The sequence below is a fragment of the Blautia sp. MSK20_18 genome (assembly GCF_020553125.1).
Classification (GTDB): Bacteria; Bacillota; Clostridia; order Lachnospirales; family Lachnospiraceae; genus Blautia_A; species Blautia_A fusiformis.
Genome location: NZ_JAJCGR010000001.1, coordinates 18,257 through 35,208 on the forward strand (window position 1 = coordinate 18,257; position 16,952 = coordinate 35,208).

13 protein-coding genes are annotated in these 16,952 nt (G+C 46.0%); 12 read left to right on the forward strand and 1 reads right to left on the reverse strand.

What is annotated here, in order from left to right:
• Positions 1-7 precede the first annotated feature (7 nt).
• The 10 genes from acsB to LI091_RS00150 all read left to right on the forward strand — a co-directional run bounded on the left by acsB (position 8) and on the right by LI091_RS00150 (position 12,465).
• Complete coding sequence (gene acsB / locus LI091_RS00105; RefSeq protein ID WP_092072021.1) at positions 8-2,137, forward strand: acetyl-CoA decarbonylase/synthase complex subunit alpha/beta; 2,130 nt, start codon at positions 8-10, stop codon at positions 2,135-2,137.
• A gap of 173 nt (positions 2,138-2,310) precedes the next feature.
• On the forward strand, positions 2,311-3,252 hold the full coding sequence (acsD, locus tag LI091_RS00110) for an acetyl-CoA decarbonylase/synthase complex subunit delta (protein WP_015525297.1): 942 nt from the start codon (positions 2,311-2,313) through the stop codon (positions 3,250-3,252).
• A gap of 21 nt (positions 3,253-3,273) precedes the next feature.
• Positions 3,274-4,620, forward strand: a complete 1,347-nt coding sequence (gene acsC / locus LI091_RS00115; RefSeq protein ID WP_015525296.1) for an acetyl-CoA decarbonylase/synthase complex subunit gamma — start codon at positions 3,274-3,276, stop codon at positions 4,618-4,620.
• Positions 4,621-4,730: 110 nt separating this feature from the next.
• The gene (gene acsE, locus LI091_RS00120; RefSeq protein ID WP_015525295.1) at positions 4,731-5,516 is read left to right on the forward strand and encodes a carbon monoxide dehydrogenase/acetyl-CoA synthase methytransferase subunit; all 786 of its coding nucleotides are present in this window, start codon (positions 4,731-4,733) and stop codon (positions 5,514-5,516) included.
• A 148-nt stretch (positions 5,517-5,664) separates the two neighbouring features.
• Positions 5,665-7,605, forward strand: coding sequence for a corrinoid activation/regeneration protein AcsV (gene acsV / locus LI091_RS00125; RefSeq protein ID WP_015525294.1), 1,941 nt, complete (start codon positions 5,665-5,667; stop codon positions 7,603-7,605).
• A gap of 27 nt (positions 7,606-7,632) precedes the next feature.
• Positions 7,633-8,295, forward strand: coding sequence for a DUF3786 domain-containing protein (locus tag LI091_RS00130; protein WP_021650185.1), 663 nt, complete (start codon positions 7,633-7,635; stop codon positions 8,293-8,295).
• 98 nt (positions 8,296-8,393) lie between these two features.
• Entirely contained in the window at positions 8,394-10,079 is a 1,686-nt protein-coding gene (locus tag LI091_RS00135; protein WP_138277590.1) for a formate--tetrahydrofolate ligase, read from the forward strand.
• 98 nt (positions 10,080-10,177) lie between these two features.
• Positions 10,178-10,807, forward strand: a complete 630-nt coding sequence (locus LI091_RS00140; protein WP_021651423.1) for a cyclodeaminase/cyclohydrolase family protein — start codon at positions 10,178-10,180, stop codon at positions 10,805-10,807.
• A 14-nt stretch (positions 10,808-10,821) separates the two neighbouring features.
• Entirely contained in the window at positions 10,822-11,673 is an 852-nt protein-coding gene (locus tag LI091_RS00145) for a bifunctional 5,10-methylenetetrahydrofolate dehydrogenase/5,10-methenyltetrahydrofolate cyclohydrolase (RefSeq protein WP_015525289.1), read from the forward strand.
• 30 nt (positions 11,674-11,703) lie between these two features.
• Entirely contained in the window at positions 11,704-12,465 is a 762-nt protein-coding gene (locus LI091_RS00150; protein ID WP_330583953.1) for a glucosaminidase domain-containing protein, read from the forward strand.
• A 215-nt stretch (positions 12,466-12,680) separates the two neighbouring features.
• Here LI091_RS00150 and LI091_RS00155 read toward each other — a convergent pair whose 3' ends face one another.
• On the reverse strand, positions 12,681-14,189 hold the full coding sequence (locus tag LI091_RS00155) for a 4Fe-4S dicluster domain-containing protein (protein WP_265190653.1): 1,509 nt from the start codon (positions 14,187-14,189) through the stop codon (positions 12,681-12,683).
• 400 nt (positions 14,190-14,589) lie between these two features.
• On the opposite strand from LI091_RS00155, the gene LI091_RS00160 reads away from it, so the two are divergent.
• Positions 14,590-15,069: a complex I 24 kDa subunit family protein gene (locus tag LI091_RS00160; RefSeq protein ID WP_015525285.1), complete on the forward strand. Its 480-nt coding sequence runs from the start codon at positions 14,590-14,592 to the stop codon at positions 15,067-15,069.
• Positions 15,066-16,937, forward strand: a complete 1,872-nt coding sequence (locus LI091_RS00165; RefSeq protein ID WP_021653014.1) for an NADH-quinone oxidoreductase subunit NuoF — start codon at positions 15,066-15,068, stop codon at positions 16,935-16,937. Before LI091_RS00160 ends, LI091_RS00165 begins: the two co-directional genes overlap by 4 nt.
• Positions 16,938-16,952 lie beyond the last annotated feature (15 nt).

The following is a 16,952-nucleotide window of genomic DNA, read 5'->3' on the forward strand; positions in this document are numbered from 1 at the left end:
TATTACAGTGACTTTATTTGATAGAGTATTCGGCGGAAACGATGCTGTATATGGTTTAACAGAGGGTGCTATTGACGGCGCGATCGCTCAGTATGGCGAAGACAAAGCTGTCAGCTTCCCGAATACCGCTTACAGCCTTCCTTGCTACTATGCTGTAACAGGAACAAAAGTTACAACATTAAAAGAATTAAAAGAAGCTCTTGGCGTTGTAAAAACACTTATGACAAGAGAGAAAAGACTGAACGATGCATTCATGTCCGGTGTTGCTACAGCACTCTGCGCAGAGTTCATCGAGGTTCTGAAATATATCGACGGAGCAACTCCTTACGAAGAGCCATGCTATGGACATCTTGGTGATGCTGTTATCCGTGAGCTCGGTGTACCGCTTGTAACAGGCGATATCCCAGGTGTTGCTGTTATCCTTGGTGCTGCTCCTACTACAGAAGAGGGTGTTGCTCTTGTAAAGAGCTATCAGGCACAGGGTATCCTGGTAACACTTGTTGGCGGAATCATTGATCAGGTTGCAGAAGCCGGAATGAAGACAGGTGCCAACGTTCGTGTTATTCCTCTTGGAAAAGATGTTACATCTGTTGTTCATGTAGTTTCCGTTGCGATCCGTGCAGCTCTGATCTTCGGTAACGTAACACCTGGAGATGCAGGAACACTTATGAAATACACAATGGATCGTGTACCGGCATTTGTTAACGCATTCAAACCTCTGGATGATGTGATCGTAGCATGCGGTGCAGGCGCTATCGCACTTGGATTCCCGGTTGTTACAAATGAGACAGAGAATATCTTCCGTGTACCGAAGAGCCTTATCGTTCAGGAGGACGTAAGCAAATTTAACGCTACTTCTCTTGAGGCGCGTGATATTAAGATCAAGATCACAAATATTGATATTCCGGTTGCTTTCGCATCTGCATTCGAGGGTGAGATCATCCGTCGTAAAGATATGCAGGTTGAGTTCGATGGCTCCCGTGTAGACTGTGCAGAGCTTGTACAGACCTGTGATGCTTCTGAGATCGAGGATCACAAGATCACAGTAATCGGACCTGAAGTAGATGAGATGGAATTCGGCAGCAAGAACAGCATTGCATATGTTGTTAAAGTTGCAGGTAAGAATATGCAGTCTGACTTTGAGCCGGTTATCGAGCGTAAATTCCACAACTACATCAACTGTATCGAGGGTGTATACCATACAGGACAGCGTGATATGCAGCGTATCCGTATCAGCATTGATGCATTTAATGCAGGCTTCAGAATCAAACATATCGGTGAGGTTCTTTATGCATCTGTTAAGAATGAGTTCGATGCGGTTGTTGATAAATGTGAGGTTGTTATCTATACAGATCCTGCTGAGTGTACAAGAATCCGTCATGAGGTTGCAATTCCGATCTTTGACAAACGTGATGAGCGTCTTGATACTCTGACAGATGAGTCTGTTGACGTATATTACAGCTGTATCCTTTGCCAGGCATTCGCACCAAGCCACGTATGTGTAGTAACACCTGAGAGACTTGGTCTTTGCGGTGCGGTTTCATGGCTGGATGCAAAAGCTACACATCAGCTTGACCCAGCTGGTCCTTGCCAGATCATCACAAAAGAGCGTCCGATCGATGAGAATCTTGGTTCTTATGAGGACGTTGATGAGGCAGTTCAGAAATTCTCCCAGGGTGCTCTGGAGCACGTTACACTGTACTCCATCATGCAGGATCCGATGACTTCCTGCGGATGCTTCGAGTGTATCTGTGGTATCGAGCCATTCTCCAACGGTGTTGTTATTGCTAACCGTGAGTATGCAGGCATGACACCACTTGGAATGACATTCCCTGAGATGGCATCCATGACAGGTGGTGGAGTTCAGACACCTGGATTCATGGGACATGGTAAACATTTCATTTCCTCCAAGAAGTTCATGAAGGCTGAGGGCGGTATCGAGCGTATCGTATGGATGCCGAAAGAACTGAAAGAATTCGTAGCTGACAGACTTAATAAGACTGCAAAAGAGCTTTACGGAATCGATAACTTTACAGACATGATCGGTGATGAGACGATCGCAGAAGATCCGGAGACACTGGTTGCATTCCTTACAGAAAAAGGACATCCGGCTCTCGGACTTGATCCGATGATGTAATTTATCAGGGAGAAAGGATGTGCGGACATCCTTTCTCCTGCAAACTGTTAAAAAGTTTGTTGATTTTTTAACAGAAATATAGTGCTGCATCTTGCCAATAACTGGTGCTATGTAGTATAATATAAGAAGCTCTGTAGTTTTTTAATTATTATTTTTAAGGAGGCTAACGAAAAATGCCGTTTAATCAGAAACCACAAAAGTTCAATGCAAAGATTAATGCTGTCACAATCGGAAGCGGAGATAAGACTGTGACAATTGGTGGGGATTGTACATTCCCATTTTATTCCTTTGACGCAGAGTCAGAGAACTGCCCGAAGATCGGTGTAGAGATCTCTGATATGGGTCTTGAGGGCGTATCTGAAGGTATCAAAGCTTACTATGAAGGCGCTACTACAATGGCTGACATTGCTAAGAAAGCTGCAGCTATGGAGGGTGCTGACTTTGTTGCACTTATTCTTGAGGGCGGCGACCCGAACGGTGTTAACAAATCTATCGATGAGCTGATCGCAGTTGTTAAAGAAGTTGCAGATGCAGTTGACTGTCCACTGGTTGTAGAGGGCTGCAAGAATGTTGAGAAGGATGCAGAGCTCCTTCCGAAGGTTGCAGAGGCTCTTCAGGGCAGAAATGCACTGATCCTTTCCGAGAAAGAGGAGAACTACAAAGCGATCGGTGCAGCAGCAGGTCTTGCTTACAATCAGATCGTAGGCGCTGAGTCTGCCGTTGATATCAACCTTGCTAAACAGCTTAACGTTGTTACTACACAGCTTGGTGTAGATGCTAAGAAGATCGTTATGAATATCGGTAGTGCAGCAGTTGGTTATGGATATGAGTACGTAGTATCTACTATGGACCGTATCAAAGGTGCCGCTTTAGGCCAGAATGATAACATGCTGCAGATGCCTATTATTACACCTGTATCCGCTGAGACATGGAATGTTAAAGAGGCAATGGCTTCTGAAGCAGACATGCCGGCATGGGGACCACAGGACGAGCGTGGAATCGACATGGAAGTTGAGACAGCAGCAGCTGATCTTGCAGCTGGTTCTGATGCAGTTATCTTAAGACATCCGGAATCTGTTAAGACAATTTCCAAGCTGATCAAAGCACTTGCGTAATAAATAGGAGGATAAAGAGCTATGGCACTGAATGGTATTCAGATCTTTAAATTAACACCAAAGAAAAACTGTAAGGAATGTGGATGCCCTACATGTATGGCTTTCTCTATGAAAGTTGCACAGGGCGCTATGAAAATTGAGCAGTGTCCTCATATGTCCGAGGATGCATTAGCATCTCTTTCTGAGGCAACTGCACCGCCAATGAAAACTATCAAGATCGGAACAGGCGATGGAGAGTTTACACTTGGTGGAGAGACTGTTCTTTTCAGACATGAGAAGACATTTGTAAGCAAAACAAGATATGCCGTATCACTTTGCACATGCATGAGTGATGAAGAAGTAGAAGCAAAACTTGCAGAGATCCCACACGTTGACTATGATCGTATCGGTGAGAGAATGCATGTAGAGCTTGTGTATGTAAACTGCGATGAGAATGCAGATGCTGCAAAATTTACAGCACTTGTAGAGAAGGCTAAAGGTCTTGGAAGAACACTGATCCTTGGCTGTACAGATCCTGAGATCGCAAAAGCTGCCCTTGAAGTATGTAAGGACGGCAAACCGGTTCTTAACGGAGCAAACGCTTCCAACTACGAGGCAATGAGCAAGGTTGCTACAGATGCAGGCGTAGTTCTCGGTGTATCCGGTAAGGACATCAATGAGTTATATGATACTACAGCAGCTATTGAGAAACTTGGCAACAAGAATCTTGTACTTGATACAACAGGAGCTGACATCAAAGAGACCTTTGCAAATACTGTACAGGTTCGTCGTGCAGCTCTTAAGAATCAGGACAGAACATTTGGTTATCCTTCTATCGTTAACCTTGTTAAACTTGCGAAGGGTGACAAACATTTACAGGCAGCACTTGCTTCCATGTTTACTATGAAATATGGTTCTATCATCGTTATGGAGCAGATGACATATGCAGAGGCACTTCCGCTGTTCGGTCTTCGTCAGAACGTATTTACAGACCCGCAGAAGCCAATGAAGGTAGAACCGGGCATTTATCCTCTGAACGGAGCAGACGAGAATTCTCTCGTTGTAACAACAGTAGACTTTGCTCTTACATATTTCGTAGTATCTGGCGAGCTGGAGCGTTCCGGTGTTCCGCTTAACCTGGTGATCAATGATGCAGGCGGACTTTCCGTACTTACATCCTGGGCAGCAGGTAAATTCTCCGGAAACAGCATCTCCGAGTATATCAAAGAGAATGTTGAGCCGAAGGTTAAATGCAGAAGACTGGTTATTCCTGGTAAAGTAGCAGTTCTTAAGGGCGATCTTGAGGCTAAGCTTCCTGGATGGGAGATCATCGTAGGACCAAGAGAAGCAGTACAGCTTGTGAAATTCTTAAAAGACCTTGATGCATAAACTTAAGGTTTAAGAAATCAGCTGTCCGGCAATATCGCCGGCAGTTATAAACGGCTGTGCAGGTTTGCTACACAGCCATATCCTACTAATATGTAAAGGAGAACACGAGTATGGCAAAATTTGTAACAATTGGGGAGAGACTTTCAACAACAGCACCGGCAGTAAATAAAGCATTTACTGAGAGAGATCCTGAGCCGATCATCAAAAGAGCAAAACAGCAGCTTGATGCAGGCGCTACATATCTTGACGTAAATATCGGACCTGCTGAGAACGATGGCGAGGACCTTATGAAATGGGCAGTACAGCTCCTTCAGTCTGAGTTTGACAATGTTCCGCTTGCTCTGGATACTACAAACCAGAAAGCTATTGAGGCTGGTATTTCCGTATACAACAGAAGCAAAGGTAAACCGATCGTAAACTCTGCAGATGCTGGAGACAGAATTTCCAATATCGACCTTGCAGCAGCTAACGATGCGATCTGTATCGCACTTTGCTCTTCCGGTATGGTTGCATCAGACAATGACGAGCGTATGATGCACTGCCAGAACATGCTTGAGAGAGGTCTTGGCCTTGGTATGGAAGCAGAGGATCTCTGGTTTGATCCGCTTTTCCTTGTTGTAAAAGGAATGCAGGACAAACAGATGGAAGTTCTTGAGGCAATCAAGATGTTCTCCGAGATGGGTCTGAACTCCACTGGCGGTCTTTCCAACAACAGTAACGGTATGCCAAAACATATCCGTCCGATCATGGACTCTGCTCTTGTAGCTATGGCTATGATGAATGGTCTTACATCTGCAATCGTTAACCCTAACGACCTTCGTCTTATGGAGACAATCAAATCCTGTGACGTATTCAAGGGTAACACACTTTACGCAGATTCTTACCTTGAGATCTAATTTGGCGTGTGAACAAAACAGGAGCGCTGTTTCAGAGGCTGGGGGCTTCGGCCTTCAGCCTCTTTTTTACTAATATAGTTTAGTCTAACTCCCAACGCCACAGGTGGAAGACGAATAACTTTTACGAGGCGAGAAAGGTGGTTGCCGAATGTTTAAGGTGACTTTTGCTTTTGAAAATGGCAGTACGGTAGAAGCATTTGCCAATGCGGGGGATAATTTACTGGAGGTTGCTCGTAGTGCCAATGTGGCTATCGATGCACCATGTTCCGGAAACGGAGCCTGTGGAAAATGTCGGGTACAGTTAAAAAGCGGAGAACTGGACTCAAAGAAAACTCTTCATATTTCGGATGAAGAATATGGCGCAGGCTGGCGTCTGGCCTGTATGAGCAAGATCAGTGCAGATGTGGAGGTTCTTGTTCCGGATATTGCATCCGCATATAAGAGCCGAATGAAAGTGGCTGATTTGAGCTCAAAAGAAGAAATCGCTATTTTTGAAAATGCCAAGCATGAAGTTGAGATGGCTGGCATAGAACTTACAAACAGTCTTGATGTTGTGGAACTTCAGATGGATATTCCATCACTGGATGATACCATGCCGGATAATGAAAGACTGACCCGTGCACTTCAGAAGTTTATGAACCTGAAGCGTGTCAGAATTCCGTATGCGGTGCTTAAGAAGCTTCCAGATGTACTTCGTGAGAGTAAATTTTCTGTGAAGTGCGTGGTTCGTACAGCACCAAATGACATGTATGTTTATGATATTTTTGACAGTAAGAAAGATGTTGTGATCGGTGGTCTTGCTGTAGATATCGGTACCACAACCGTTTCGGCAGTCCTGATCAATATGGAAACAGGAGAGATCCTGGCCAAGAGTTCTTCCGGAAACGGACAGATCCGTTTTGGTGCGGATGTTATCAACCGTATCATCGAATCTCAGAAACCTGGCGGAAAGAAGAAACTTCAGGACGCGGTGATCAAAGAGACCATTAACCCGATGATCCATGAGATGTGCAGAAGCATTCATTTCCCGGAGAAACAGATCTACCGGATGTGTGTTGCTTCTAATACAACCATGAATCATCTGTTTGCAGGGATCAATGCGGATCCGCTTCGTATGGAACCGTATATTCCTACGTTTTTCAAAACAAATTCCTTGTTTGCATCGGATGTGGGAATTGAGATCAATCCGGATGCACATATTATCATGGCTCCGAATATCGGAAGCTATGTAGGTGGAGATATCACTGCCGGTACACTGGTAAGTATGATCTGGAACAGACCGGAATTTTCTCTGTTTATCGACCTTGGTACTAACGGAGAGCTTGTATTCGGTAATTCCGATTTTATGATGAGCTGTGCATGTTCCGCAGGTCCTGCCTTTGAGGGTGGAGATATCAGCTGTGGTATGCGTGCTACAGACGGTGCTATTGAGGCATGTACCATTGATAAAGAAACTATGGAGCCGACATATAAGGTTGTAGGTGAACCTGGAACCAAACCGGTAGGACTTTGCGGTTCCGGTATCATTGATGTGATCAGTGAACTTTTTATGACAGGAATCATCAATCCGAAGGGAAAATTTGTCCGTGAAGGCAAAAGAATCCGTCACGATCATTATGGTATGGGAAGCTATGTGATCGCGTTTGAAGAGGAAGCCGGTTCTGCCAAGGATGTTGAGATCACAGAAGTAGATATTGATAACTTTATTCGTGCCAAAGGCGCTATTTTCTCAGCAATCCGTACCATGTTGAATTCTCTTGACTTCGATGTTTCCATGATCGACGATGTATATGTTGCCGGTGGAATCGGAAGCGGAATCAATATGGCCAATGCAGTGCATATCGGAATGTTCCCGGATATTCCTCTTGAGAAGTTCCATTACATTGGAAACTCTTCTCTTACAGGTGCTTATCTGATGCTTCATTCCACATCAGCAGAGAAGAAAACCTATGAACTGGCTTCCAATATGACTTACCTGGAGCTTTCTACAGTTCCTACCTATATGGATGAGTTTGTAGGTGCATGCTTTATTCCGCATACGGACACAAATCTGTTTCCGTCTGTTATGGAAGAACAGCAGAAGAGATAAAGCAGACTAAAACAGCAGAGGTAAAACATGGCTTTTAGTATAAATGACTTGAATTATGAAAAAGACAGCAAAGAAAGAATGCCTTGGGAGCATTATACAGAGGAGTTCGCTAAGGCAGACCCGGCAGAAATTGCCGGACGTCTTTCGCTTCCTTATGACGAAGAGAAGAAAGAACTGACTCTGAAATTCCTGGGAAGCGTTTATTATATTTCCTGGCCGGATTTTCAGATAACTCATGAGGAAGATGATGCGGGATTTTATCCTCTTGAGGAAATGCATTATGCAAAGATCCTAGCTATCCGTTTTCTGCTGAACGGGAATGTATCTCAGGGAAGCGGAAGGTTTAAAACATACAGGGAAATGCCCTGGGGAGAGGTTTATCTCCGTCAGTTTGATGGCAGGTGCATCAAACGCCTGGCTTTCACATACGGAAACAGACTTAAGGATTTCAAGGAGATCATGGAACACATCCATGCGGTTCCCGTGGATCATGGAGATATTGCATACCAGGTGGAGATCTTTCCGGGATATGTAGTTCAGATGATCCTCTGGGAGGGCGATGATGAGTTCCCGCCGTCTTCGCAGATCTTGTTTTCCGATAATTTTCCGGTTTCCTTTGCGGCTGAGGATATGGCCGTTATGGGAGACGTTATCATTGGGTCTTTAAAGGCATTTCTGAAATGTCTTTAAAAATGAAAAATAGTTAAGAACAGGATGGGACCTGTTTTTATAGAAATGCAGTTTTAAGGGATTAAAAACTGTAAAAATACCTAAAGGGAGGTAACATTATGGGATTCAAAAGTGACATCGAAATTGCACAGGAGTGCGAAATGCTTCCAATTACACAGATTGCAGAGAAGGCAGGTATTGATGACAAATATCTGGAGCAGTACGGTAAGTACAAAGCAAAAATTGATTACAATCTGTTAAAAGAGAGTGACAAGAAAGATGGTAAGCTGATCCTCGTAACAGCTATCAACCCGACACCTGCAGGAGAGGGAAAAACAACAACAACCGTTGGTCTTGCAGATGCAATGCAGAAAATGGGCAAAAAAGTAATGGTAGCTCTTCGTGAGCCATCCCTCGGACCGGTATTCGGTGTAAAAGGTGGTGCAGCAGGCGGCGGTTATGCACAGGTAGTTCCGATGGAGGATATCAACCTTCACTTTACCGGTGACTTCCATGCGATCGGTGCGGCAAACAACCTTCTTGCAGCAATGATCGACAACCATATCTTCCAGGGCAATGACCTGAACATTGACCCGAGAAAGATCACATGGAGACGTTGCGTGGACATGAACGACCGTCAGCTTCGTAATGTAGTAGATGGTCTTGGCGGAAGAACAAACGGTATGCCTCGTGAAGACGGATACGACATCACAGTTGCATCTGAGATCATGGCAGTTCTTTGCCTCGCAAGTGACATCAAAGACCTGAAAGAGAGACTTTCCAGAATCATCATCGGATATACCTATGGTAAAGTTTCCGAGCAGAAACCGGTAACAGCTGGTGATCTTCATGCAGAGGGTGCTATGACAGCACTTCTGAAAGATGCCCTGAAACCAAACCTTGTACAGACACTGGAGCATGTTCCTGCAATCGTACACGGCGGACCATTCGCAAACATCGCTCATGGATGTAACTCCGTAACAGCTACAAAGATGGCTATGAAACTTGCAGATTATGCTATCACAGAGGCTGGATTCGGTGCTGACCTTGGTGCAGAGAAATTCCTTGACATCAAGTGTCGTATGGCAGGCCTTCATCCAAGCGCAGTTGTTATCGTAGCTACTGTTCGTGCACTGAAATACAACGGTGGTGTTCCGAAGGCAGATCTGAACAACGAGAACCTTGAGGCTCTTGAGAAAGGTCTTCCAAACCTTCTGAAACATGTAAGCAATATCAAGAATGTATACAAACTTCCATGTGTAGTTGCTATCAATGCATTCCCGACCGATACCAAGGCAGAGCTTGACCTGGTTGAGGCAAAATGTAAAGAGCTTGGCGTTAACGTTGCACTTTCCGAGGTATGGGCAAAAGGCGGCGAAGGCGGCATGAAGCTTGCTGAGGAAGTAATCCGTCTTGTTGAGGAGCCGAATGACTTCACATATGCTTATGAGCTTGAGGGATCCATCGAGGATAAACTGAATAACATCGTACAGAAAGTTTACGGTGGTAAGAAAGTTGTTCTTACAGCAAATGCTCAGAAACAGGCAAAACAGCTGGAAACACTTGGATTTGGCAACTGCCCGATCTGTGTTGCTAAGACACAGTACAGTCTGACTGATGATCAGACAAAACTTGGTGCACCGACAGACTTTGAGGTAACAGTACGTAACCTGAAGATTTCCGCAGGTGCAGGATTCATCGTTGCTCTGACAGGTGAGATCATGACTATGCCAGGTCTCCCGAAAGTTCCGGCAGCAACCAAGATCGATGTAGATGAGACAGGTAAGATCACAGGTCTCTTCTAATCGGAACATAAGATCAAAAACAACCGGAGGGGGCTTTTTATAAAGCCCCCAATGGGCTCTAAAGAGTGCTAAAATAAGAATATAAGGAGGAGAGTCCTATGGGATTTTCTACCAGTACATGTACTGAATTTGTCGAGGTATTAAGCTCCAAGGCACCGGTTCCAGGCGGCGGCGGTGCATCTGCCCTTGTAGCTGCTGTTGGTACAGCTCTTGGAAATATGGTTGGAAGCCTTACTGTCGGTAAGAAAAAATATGCAGATGTAGAAGATGAAATGTGGGAGCTGAAAAAGAAATGTGATCAGCTTCAGAAAGATTTCCTTCATCTGATCGAGAGAGATGCGGAAGTTTTTGAGCCTCTTTCCAAGGCTTACGGAATGCCGAGAGAGACAGAAGAAGAGAAGGCTGAGAAGGCTCGAGTAATGGAAGCTGCCCTCAAGGAAGCATGCTCTGTTCCTATGGAGATCATGGAGAAATGCTGCGAGGCTATTGAACTTATCGTTGAGTTCGGAGCAAAAGGTTCTAAGCTTGCAATCAGTGATGCTGGTGTAGGTGCTGCATTCTGCAAAGCAGCTCTTAAGGGAGCAAGCCTGAATGTGTACATTAACACAAAATCTATGGCTGACCGTGCGTATGCAGAGGAATTAAACAAAAAAGCAGACGCTATGCTTGAGAAATATACAAAGATCGCAGACGAGACATTTGACAGTGTTCTCGGAAGACTGAAATAGGAGGAACCAGACAAATGGCAAAGCAGTTATTAGGTAAAGAAGTAACAGCGGCTCTCAATGAAAAGATCAAAGCGAACGTTGCAGAGCTTCAGGCAAAAGGTGTAGATCCTACACTTTGCATTATCCGTGTTGGTGAGAATCCAAGCGATATTTCCTATGAGAGAGGTGCTACAAAGCGCTGTGAGACTCTTGGTGTTGCATGTGAGAAAATCCTTCTTCCGGAGGATGTTTCACAGGATGAGCTTCTTGCAACCATCGATAAAGTAAACAAAGATGACAAGATCCATGGAGTTCTTCTGTTCCGTCCGCTGCCAAAACATCTGGATCAGGCAGTGATCGAGAATGCACTTGCAGCAGAGAAGGATGTTGACTGTATGACAGATCTTTCCATGTCTGGTGTATTTACAGGCAAGAAGATCGGATTCCCGCCATGTACACCGCAGGCATGCATGGAGATCCTTGATCACTATGGAATCGACTGCACAGGCAAAAAAGCGGTTGTTATCGGAAGAAGTCTTGTAGTTGGTAAACCGGCTGCCATGATGCTTGTTAAGAAAAATGCGACAGTAACGATCTGCCATACAAGAACCGTTGATATGCCGTCTGTTGCAAAAGAGGCGGATATCGTCATCGTTGCAGCTGGTCGTGCTGGTGTTGTCGGCGCTGATTATGTCAGAGAGGGACAGACTATTATCGATGTTGGTATCAATGTCAATGCAGAGGGCAAGCTTTGTGGTGATGTTGATTATGCGGCAGTTGAGCCAATCGTTGATGCGATCACACCGGTTCCTGGCGGAGTAGGAAGTGTTACAACTTCTGTTCTTGTAGGTCATGTGGTTGAAGCTGCAATGAGAAAAGCGCAGTAATAACAGTAATAAAGGATTGATCATTTATATATGTACAGATTCCGAATTAGTTTTTGTTTACGGATGATGGTACTTGCAGGCGTTCTGGTGTTCGGAACGCCTGCAGGTGTTTTGGCAGAGGAAGCGGATCATTCTATGGAGGGTCAGATTTCGAAGCCTCAGTCATCTGGAGAGAGTGATACAGAGGGTTTTGTGGATGATTCCACAGATAATACTTATGGATATTATACGATCATGGGGTGTACCACAGTGGATGCGGAGGATATGGTAGTGCAGTATGAGGCGCAGAATGTGGAGTATCCTTCCGGCATCCTGACGGAGGGTGGTGCACCGGATATTGATACGTTTTGCACGATTGTGATAGAGGAAGCGGATGCGGAGGGCGTCCGTGGAGAGGTTGTTTTTGAGCAGGCCATGCTTGAGACCGGATGGCTTCAGTTTGGTGGGGATGCCAGTGCGGGGCAGTTTAATTTTTCGGGGCTGGGAACTACCGGTGGTGGTGTTGCCGGTAATTCTTTTCCTGATGTAAGGACGGGAATTCGGGCGCAGGTGCAGCATCTGAAGGCTTATGCTTCTTCGGAGGAGCTGAACCAGGCTTGTGTGGATAATCGGTTCCAGTATGTTTCCCGTGAGAGTGCGCCTTATGTGGAGTGGCTTGGGATCCAGGAGAATCCTTATGGGGGCGGATGGGCCGCCGGGAGGAATTATGGATATAAGCTTAGGAGTCTTCTGGCGGAGTTGAAGGGGGAGGAGTATACCTGGCCGGAGAGTACGGAGACGGTGGAGAAGTAGTGGTGGTGGCGAACCGCACTCCCTTCCGGGCCTGTGCGTTGGCGGTGTTAGGTTGTCTGGCTATGGGGAAGGATGTGGATGAGGGATGGAGGCGGGCTTTGCCCTGTCCTGGTTGATAAAAAATGGAGATGTAACCTGGATTTTTAATCATCTAGGTTGCATCTCCGTTTTTTATTTAATAATGCTTAAAAAGTATTTCGATATATTGGGGGTATTTAGTTCAACTCCAGGTTTTCCAGTTCCTGTGAGGGGAGTTTTGGTTCTGAGCTGTCTACGTATTTTTTGAGGGCTTTGGAGGTTTTTGCGAAGCCGGCGTTGGTTCCGGCGCCTCCGATGCAGCCTCCGGGGCAGGCCATTCCTTCGATCATGCAGTTTTTGATCTTGCCGGCTTTTGCCAGAGTGAGGACTTTTTTGCATTCGGCAAGGCTTTCTGCGTGTTCGATGTGGACTGGTACATCGGGATAGTATTCCTTCAGACAGTTTTCGATGGCTCCGGCTACGCCGCCTGCAATGGCGTAGCCTCGTCCTGCTGCGGTTGCGGCCTGGGTTTCTTCCGGGAGCTCTTCGCAGGTGGATGGGGTGATGCTTTTGGCGTCGAACAGGCCCCAGAGTTCCTCGAAGGTGATCACGAAGTCTACATCACTTCTTACGGAATGTCGCATGGCTTCCAGTTTTTTGGAGGCGCATGGTCCGATGAAGACTACTTTTGCGCTGGGGTGTTCTTTTTTTACAATGCGGGCAGTTGCCACCATCGGGGTCAGCTCCTGGGAGATGTTGTCGATCATAGCCGGGAAGTATTTCTTTGCCATGACGGACCAGGACGGGCAGCAGGAAGTGAGGAGGAACGGGAGGTTGCCGGTGGCTACTTCTTTGGCGTAGTGGTGTGCCTCAGAGATGCAGCCGATGTCTGCGCCCAGTGCTACCTCGTAAATGTTTGAGAAGCCCAGCTGTTTAAGGGCGGAGCGGAATTTGCCCGGGGTGACGTCTTCGCCGAACTGGTTGATGTAGGCGGGGGCGATTTCTGCAATGATCTCAGTTCCTTCTCGAAGGGCGTGGGACAGCTGGAAGATCTGGGATTTGTCGGAGATAGCTCCGAATGGACAGCTGACCATGCACATGCCGCAGGATACGCATTTATCCTGGTTGATGGAGGCGCGTCCCTGTTCATCGCTCTCGATGGCTTTTACACCGCAGGCACGTTCGCAGGGGCGTTCTTTATGGGCGATGGCATCGTAAGGACAGACAGCTTTGCATCTTCCGCAATGGATACATTTGTCCTGGTCGATGAAGGATTTTCCGTTTACCATGGAAATGGCGCCTTTGGGGCAGGTGAGTAAACAGGGATGTGCGACACAGCCGCGGCACATGTTGCTGACTTCGTATTTGTTGGATTCGCATGCGGAACATGCGGAAGGGATCACCTGCATAAGAGGTGGTTCATAATATTTCTCGTCAATGTTGCTGGCCTTCACGCCATCGGTAAGGTGGACGGAACGATTTTCCGGGCGGAGGGAAAGTCCCATGGCCAGACGGACACGTTCGCTTGCAACAGCTCTTTCACGATAGATGCTTTCGCGGTATTTCGCGCGTTCCTCTACAATATTGTAGGGAATGGATTCGATATCATGGATCATTGATTCGTCCGTGGATTCAAATCCGATCTTAGCAATTTCGGTAAAAATCTTTCGCCGGATCTGTTTTACTGGTGTGTCAAGATTTCGCATAGATGTTCTCCTTTACAAAATAAATTAATTAAATGTTTTCCACGCACTTTTTATCTATCTTAAAGTAATTGAGAAATAAAATCAATAACCGGCTTTAATGTTTTGGGGCAGAAACAAAGAGCAGATTTGTATCTTTATTATCAAGGCTGTTAAAAATTGAACATATTTTATGGAAAATAGATACAAAATCAGTAAGCCACTGTAAACATTTCAATATATTCTGAAAAAAGCAAAAAAACCGCTTGTGAAAAATGACCATATAAGTTATAATTAAAGGCATGAAATGGTGCAAAATAATGATTTGCATAAATGCGCGGCACTGACAGAGTGTTAAAGCATTAACCTGTAGTGGAACAGGTTGATCAAGTGGAAAATCTATGAGAAACAAGGAGGGAACCGAATGTTAGACCAGACGTATTACAGAAAAACGGACGAGATCATCGAGCACTACGGCCGGAAAGCTGCATCACTGATTCCGATCATGCAGGATATTCAGGCTGAGTACCGTTATCTTCCGGGAGAGCTTCTTACTTATGTTGCGGAACAGATTGGTGTAAAAGAAGCGAAGGCGTACAGTGTAGCTACTTTCTATGAAAACTTTTCCTTTGAGCCGAAGGGCAAGTACATCATCAAGGTATGTGACGGTACTGCCTGTCATGTACGTAAGTCCATGCCTGTAAAGGAAGCAATGCTGAAGGAACTTGGACTGAGTCATAAGAAGCATACTACAGATGATATGATGTTTACCGTTGAGACAGTTTCCTGTCTTGGTGCCTGCGGACTTGCACCGACACTGACTGTAAATGATGAAGTTCACCCGAAGATGACTCCTGAGAAGGCTGTTGAGCTTTTAAATGAATTGAGAGGTGAGAGCGTATGAGTATAACCAGTATGGAAGATCTGAAAAACAAACAGGCTGAGGTTAAGAAGAATCTTGATGGCTATACCTGCCGTGTTCTCGTCTGTTCCGGTACCGGATGTATTGCTTCCGGTGCTCAGAAGATTTATGAAGAAATGTCAAGACTCTGTGAGGGAATCGAGGGTGTTGCGGTTGAGATGCAGAAGGATGTTCCTCATGTAGGAATCGTTAAGACCGGATGCCAGGGCTTATGTGAACTTGGTCCTCTTATGAGAATTGAGCCCTATGATTATCAGTATGTACATGTTCAGGTAGACGACTGTCGCGAGATCGTAGAGAAGACCGTGATCTGCGGACTGCCTGTTGAGCGTCTGTTTTATCGTCATAATGATGAGGCCTGTCCACATCCCAGTGACATTCCGTTCCTGAACCAGCAGACAAGGATCGTTCTTGAGAACTGTGGCAAGATCGATGCAGAGTCCATTGATGAATATATTTCCGTAGGCGGATTTTCCGCTATGGCGAAGGCTTTCTTTGAGATGACCCCACAGGGTGTTATCGACGAGATCTCGAAGTCTGGTCTCCGCGGCCGTGGCGGTGCAGGCTTCCCTGCAGGCAAGAAATGGTCACAGGTTGCACGCCAGCCGGAAAAAGTCCGTTATGTAGTATGTAACGGTGATGAGGGTGACCCGGGAGCATTTATGGATGGTTCCGTAATGGAAGGTGATCCTTACAAGATGATCGAGGGTATGGTGATCGCTGCCTATGCAGTAGGTGCAGAAGATGGTTATATTTATGTGCGTGCCGAGTATCCTCTTTCTGTACAGAGACTTCGAATGGCTATTGAGCAGGCAGAGTCCTATGGCCTTCTTGGTGATAATATCCTTGGTTCCGGTATTAATTTCCACTTACATATCAATCGCGGTGCCGGAGCGTTCGTATGTGGTGAAGGTTCTGCCCTGACTGCTTCTATCGAAGGCAACAGAGGTATGCCTCGAGTAAAACCTCCGAGAACGGTTGAGCAGGGCCTGTGGGGTAAACCTACGGTTCTGAATAACGTAGAGACTTATGCCAACGTACCGAAGATTATCCTTCAGGGAGCAGACTGGTTCCACACCATCGGTACAGAGGGAAGCCCTGGAACCAAGACTTTCTCACTTACCGGTTCCATTGAGAACACCGGTCTTATCGAGGTTCCAATGGGAACAAGCCTCCGTCATATCATTTATGACATCGGTGGTGGTCTTAAGAGTGGTGCTGCATTTAAGGGTGTACAGATCGGTGGTCCTTCCGGTGGATGTCTGATCGACGATCAGATCGATCATCCGCTTGATTTTGATTCTGTTAAGAAGCTGGATGCCATCATGGGTTCCGGTGGACTTGTTGTTATGGATGAGAATACCTGTATGGTAGAGGTTGCGCGTTTCTTCATGAGCTTTACACAGCGTGAGAGCTGTGGTAAATGTGTTCCCTGCCGTGAGGGTACCAAACGTATGCTTGAGATCCTGGAGAGAATCGTCGCAGGTAAGGGTGAGCTTTCCGATCTGGATGAGCTGGAAGAGCTTGCAAACATGGTTCAGAGCATGGCCCTGTGCGGACTCGGTAAGAGTGCACCGCTTCCGGTCATCAGTACTCTGAAGCGTTTCCGTGACGAATATGTAGAGCATATCGTAGATAAAAAATGTCGTGCGAAGGTCTGCACGGCGCTCCGTCAATTCCATATCAATCCTGAGTTCTGTATCGGCTGCGGCAAGTGTGCAAAGAACTGTCCGACTGGTGCGATTTCAGGAAAGATCAAGCATCCACATGTAATCAACAATGACGTATGTATCAAATGCGGATCCTGTAAGGATAACTGTAACTTTGATGCGATTTATGTGGAAGCATAGAAGGGAGGATATCTT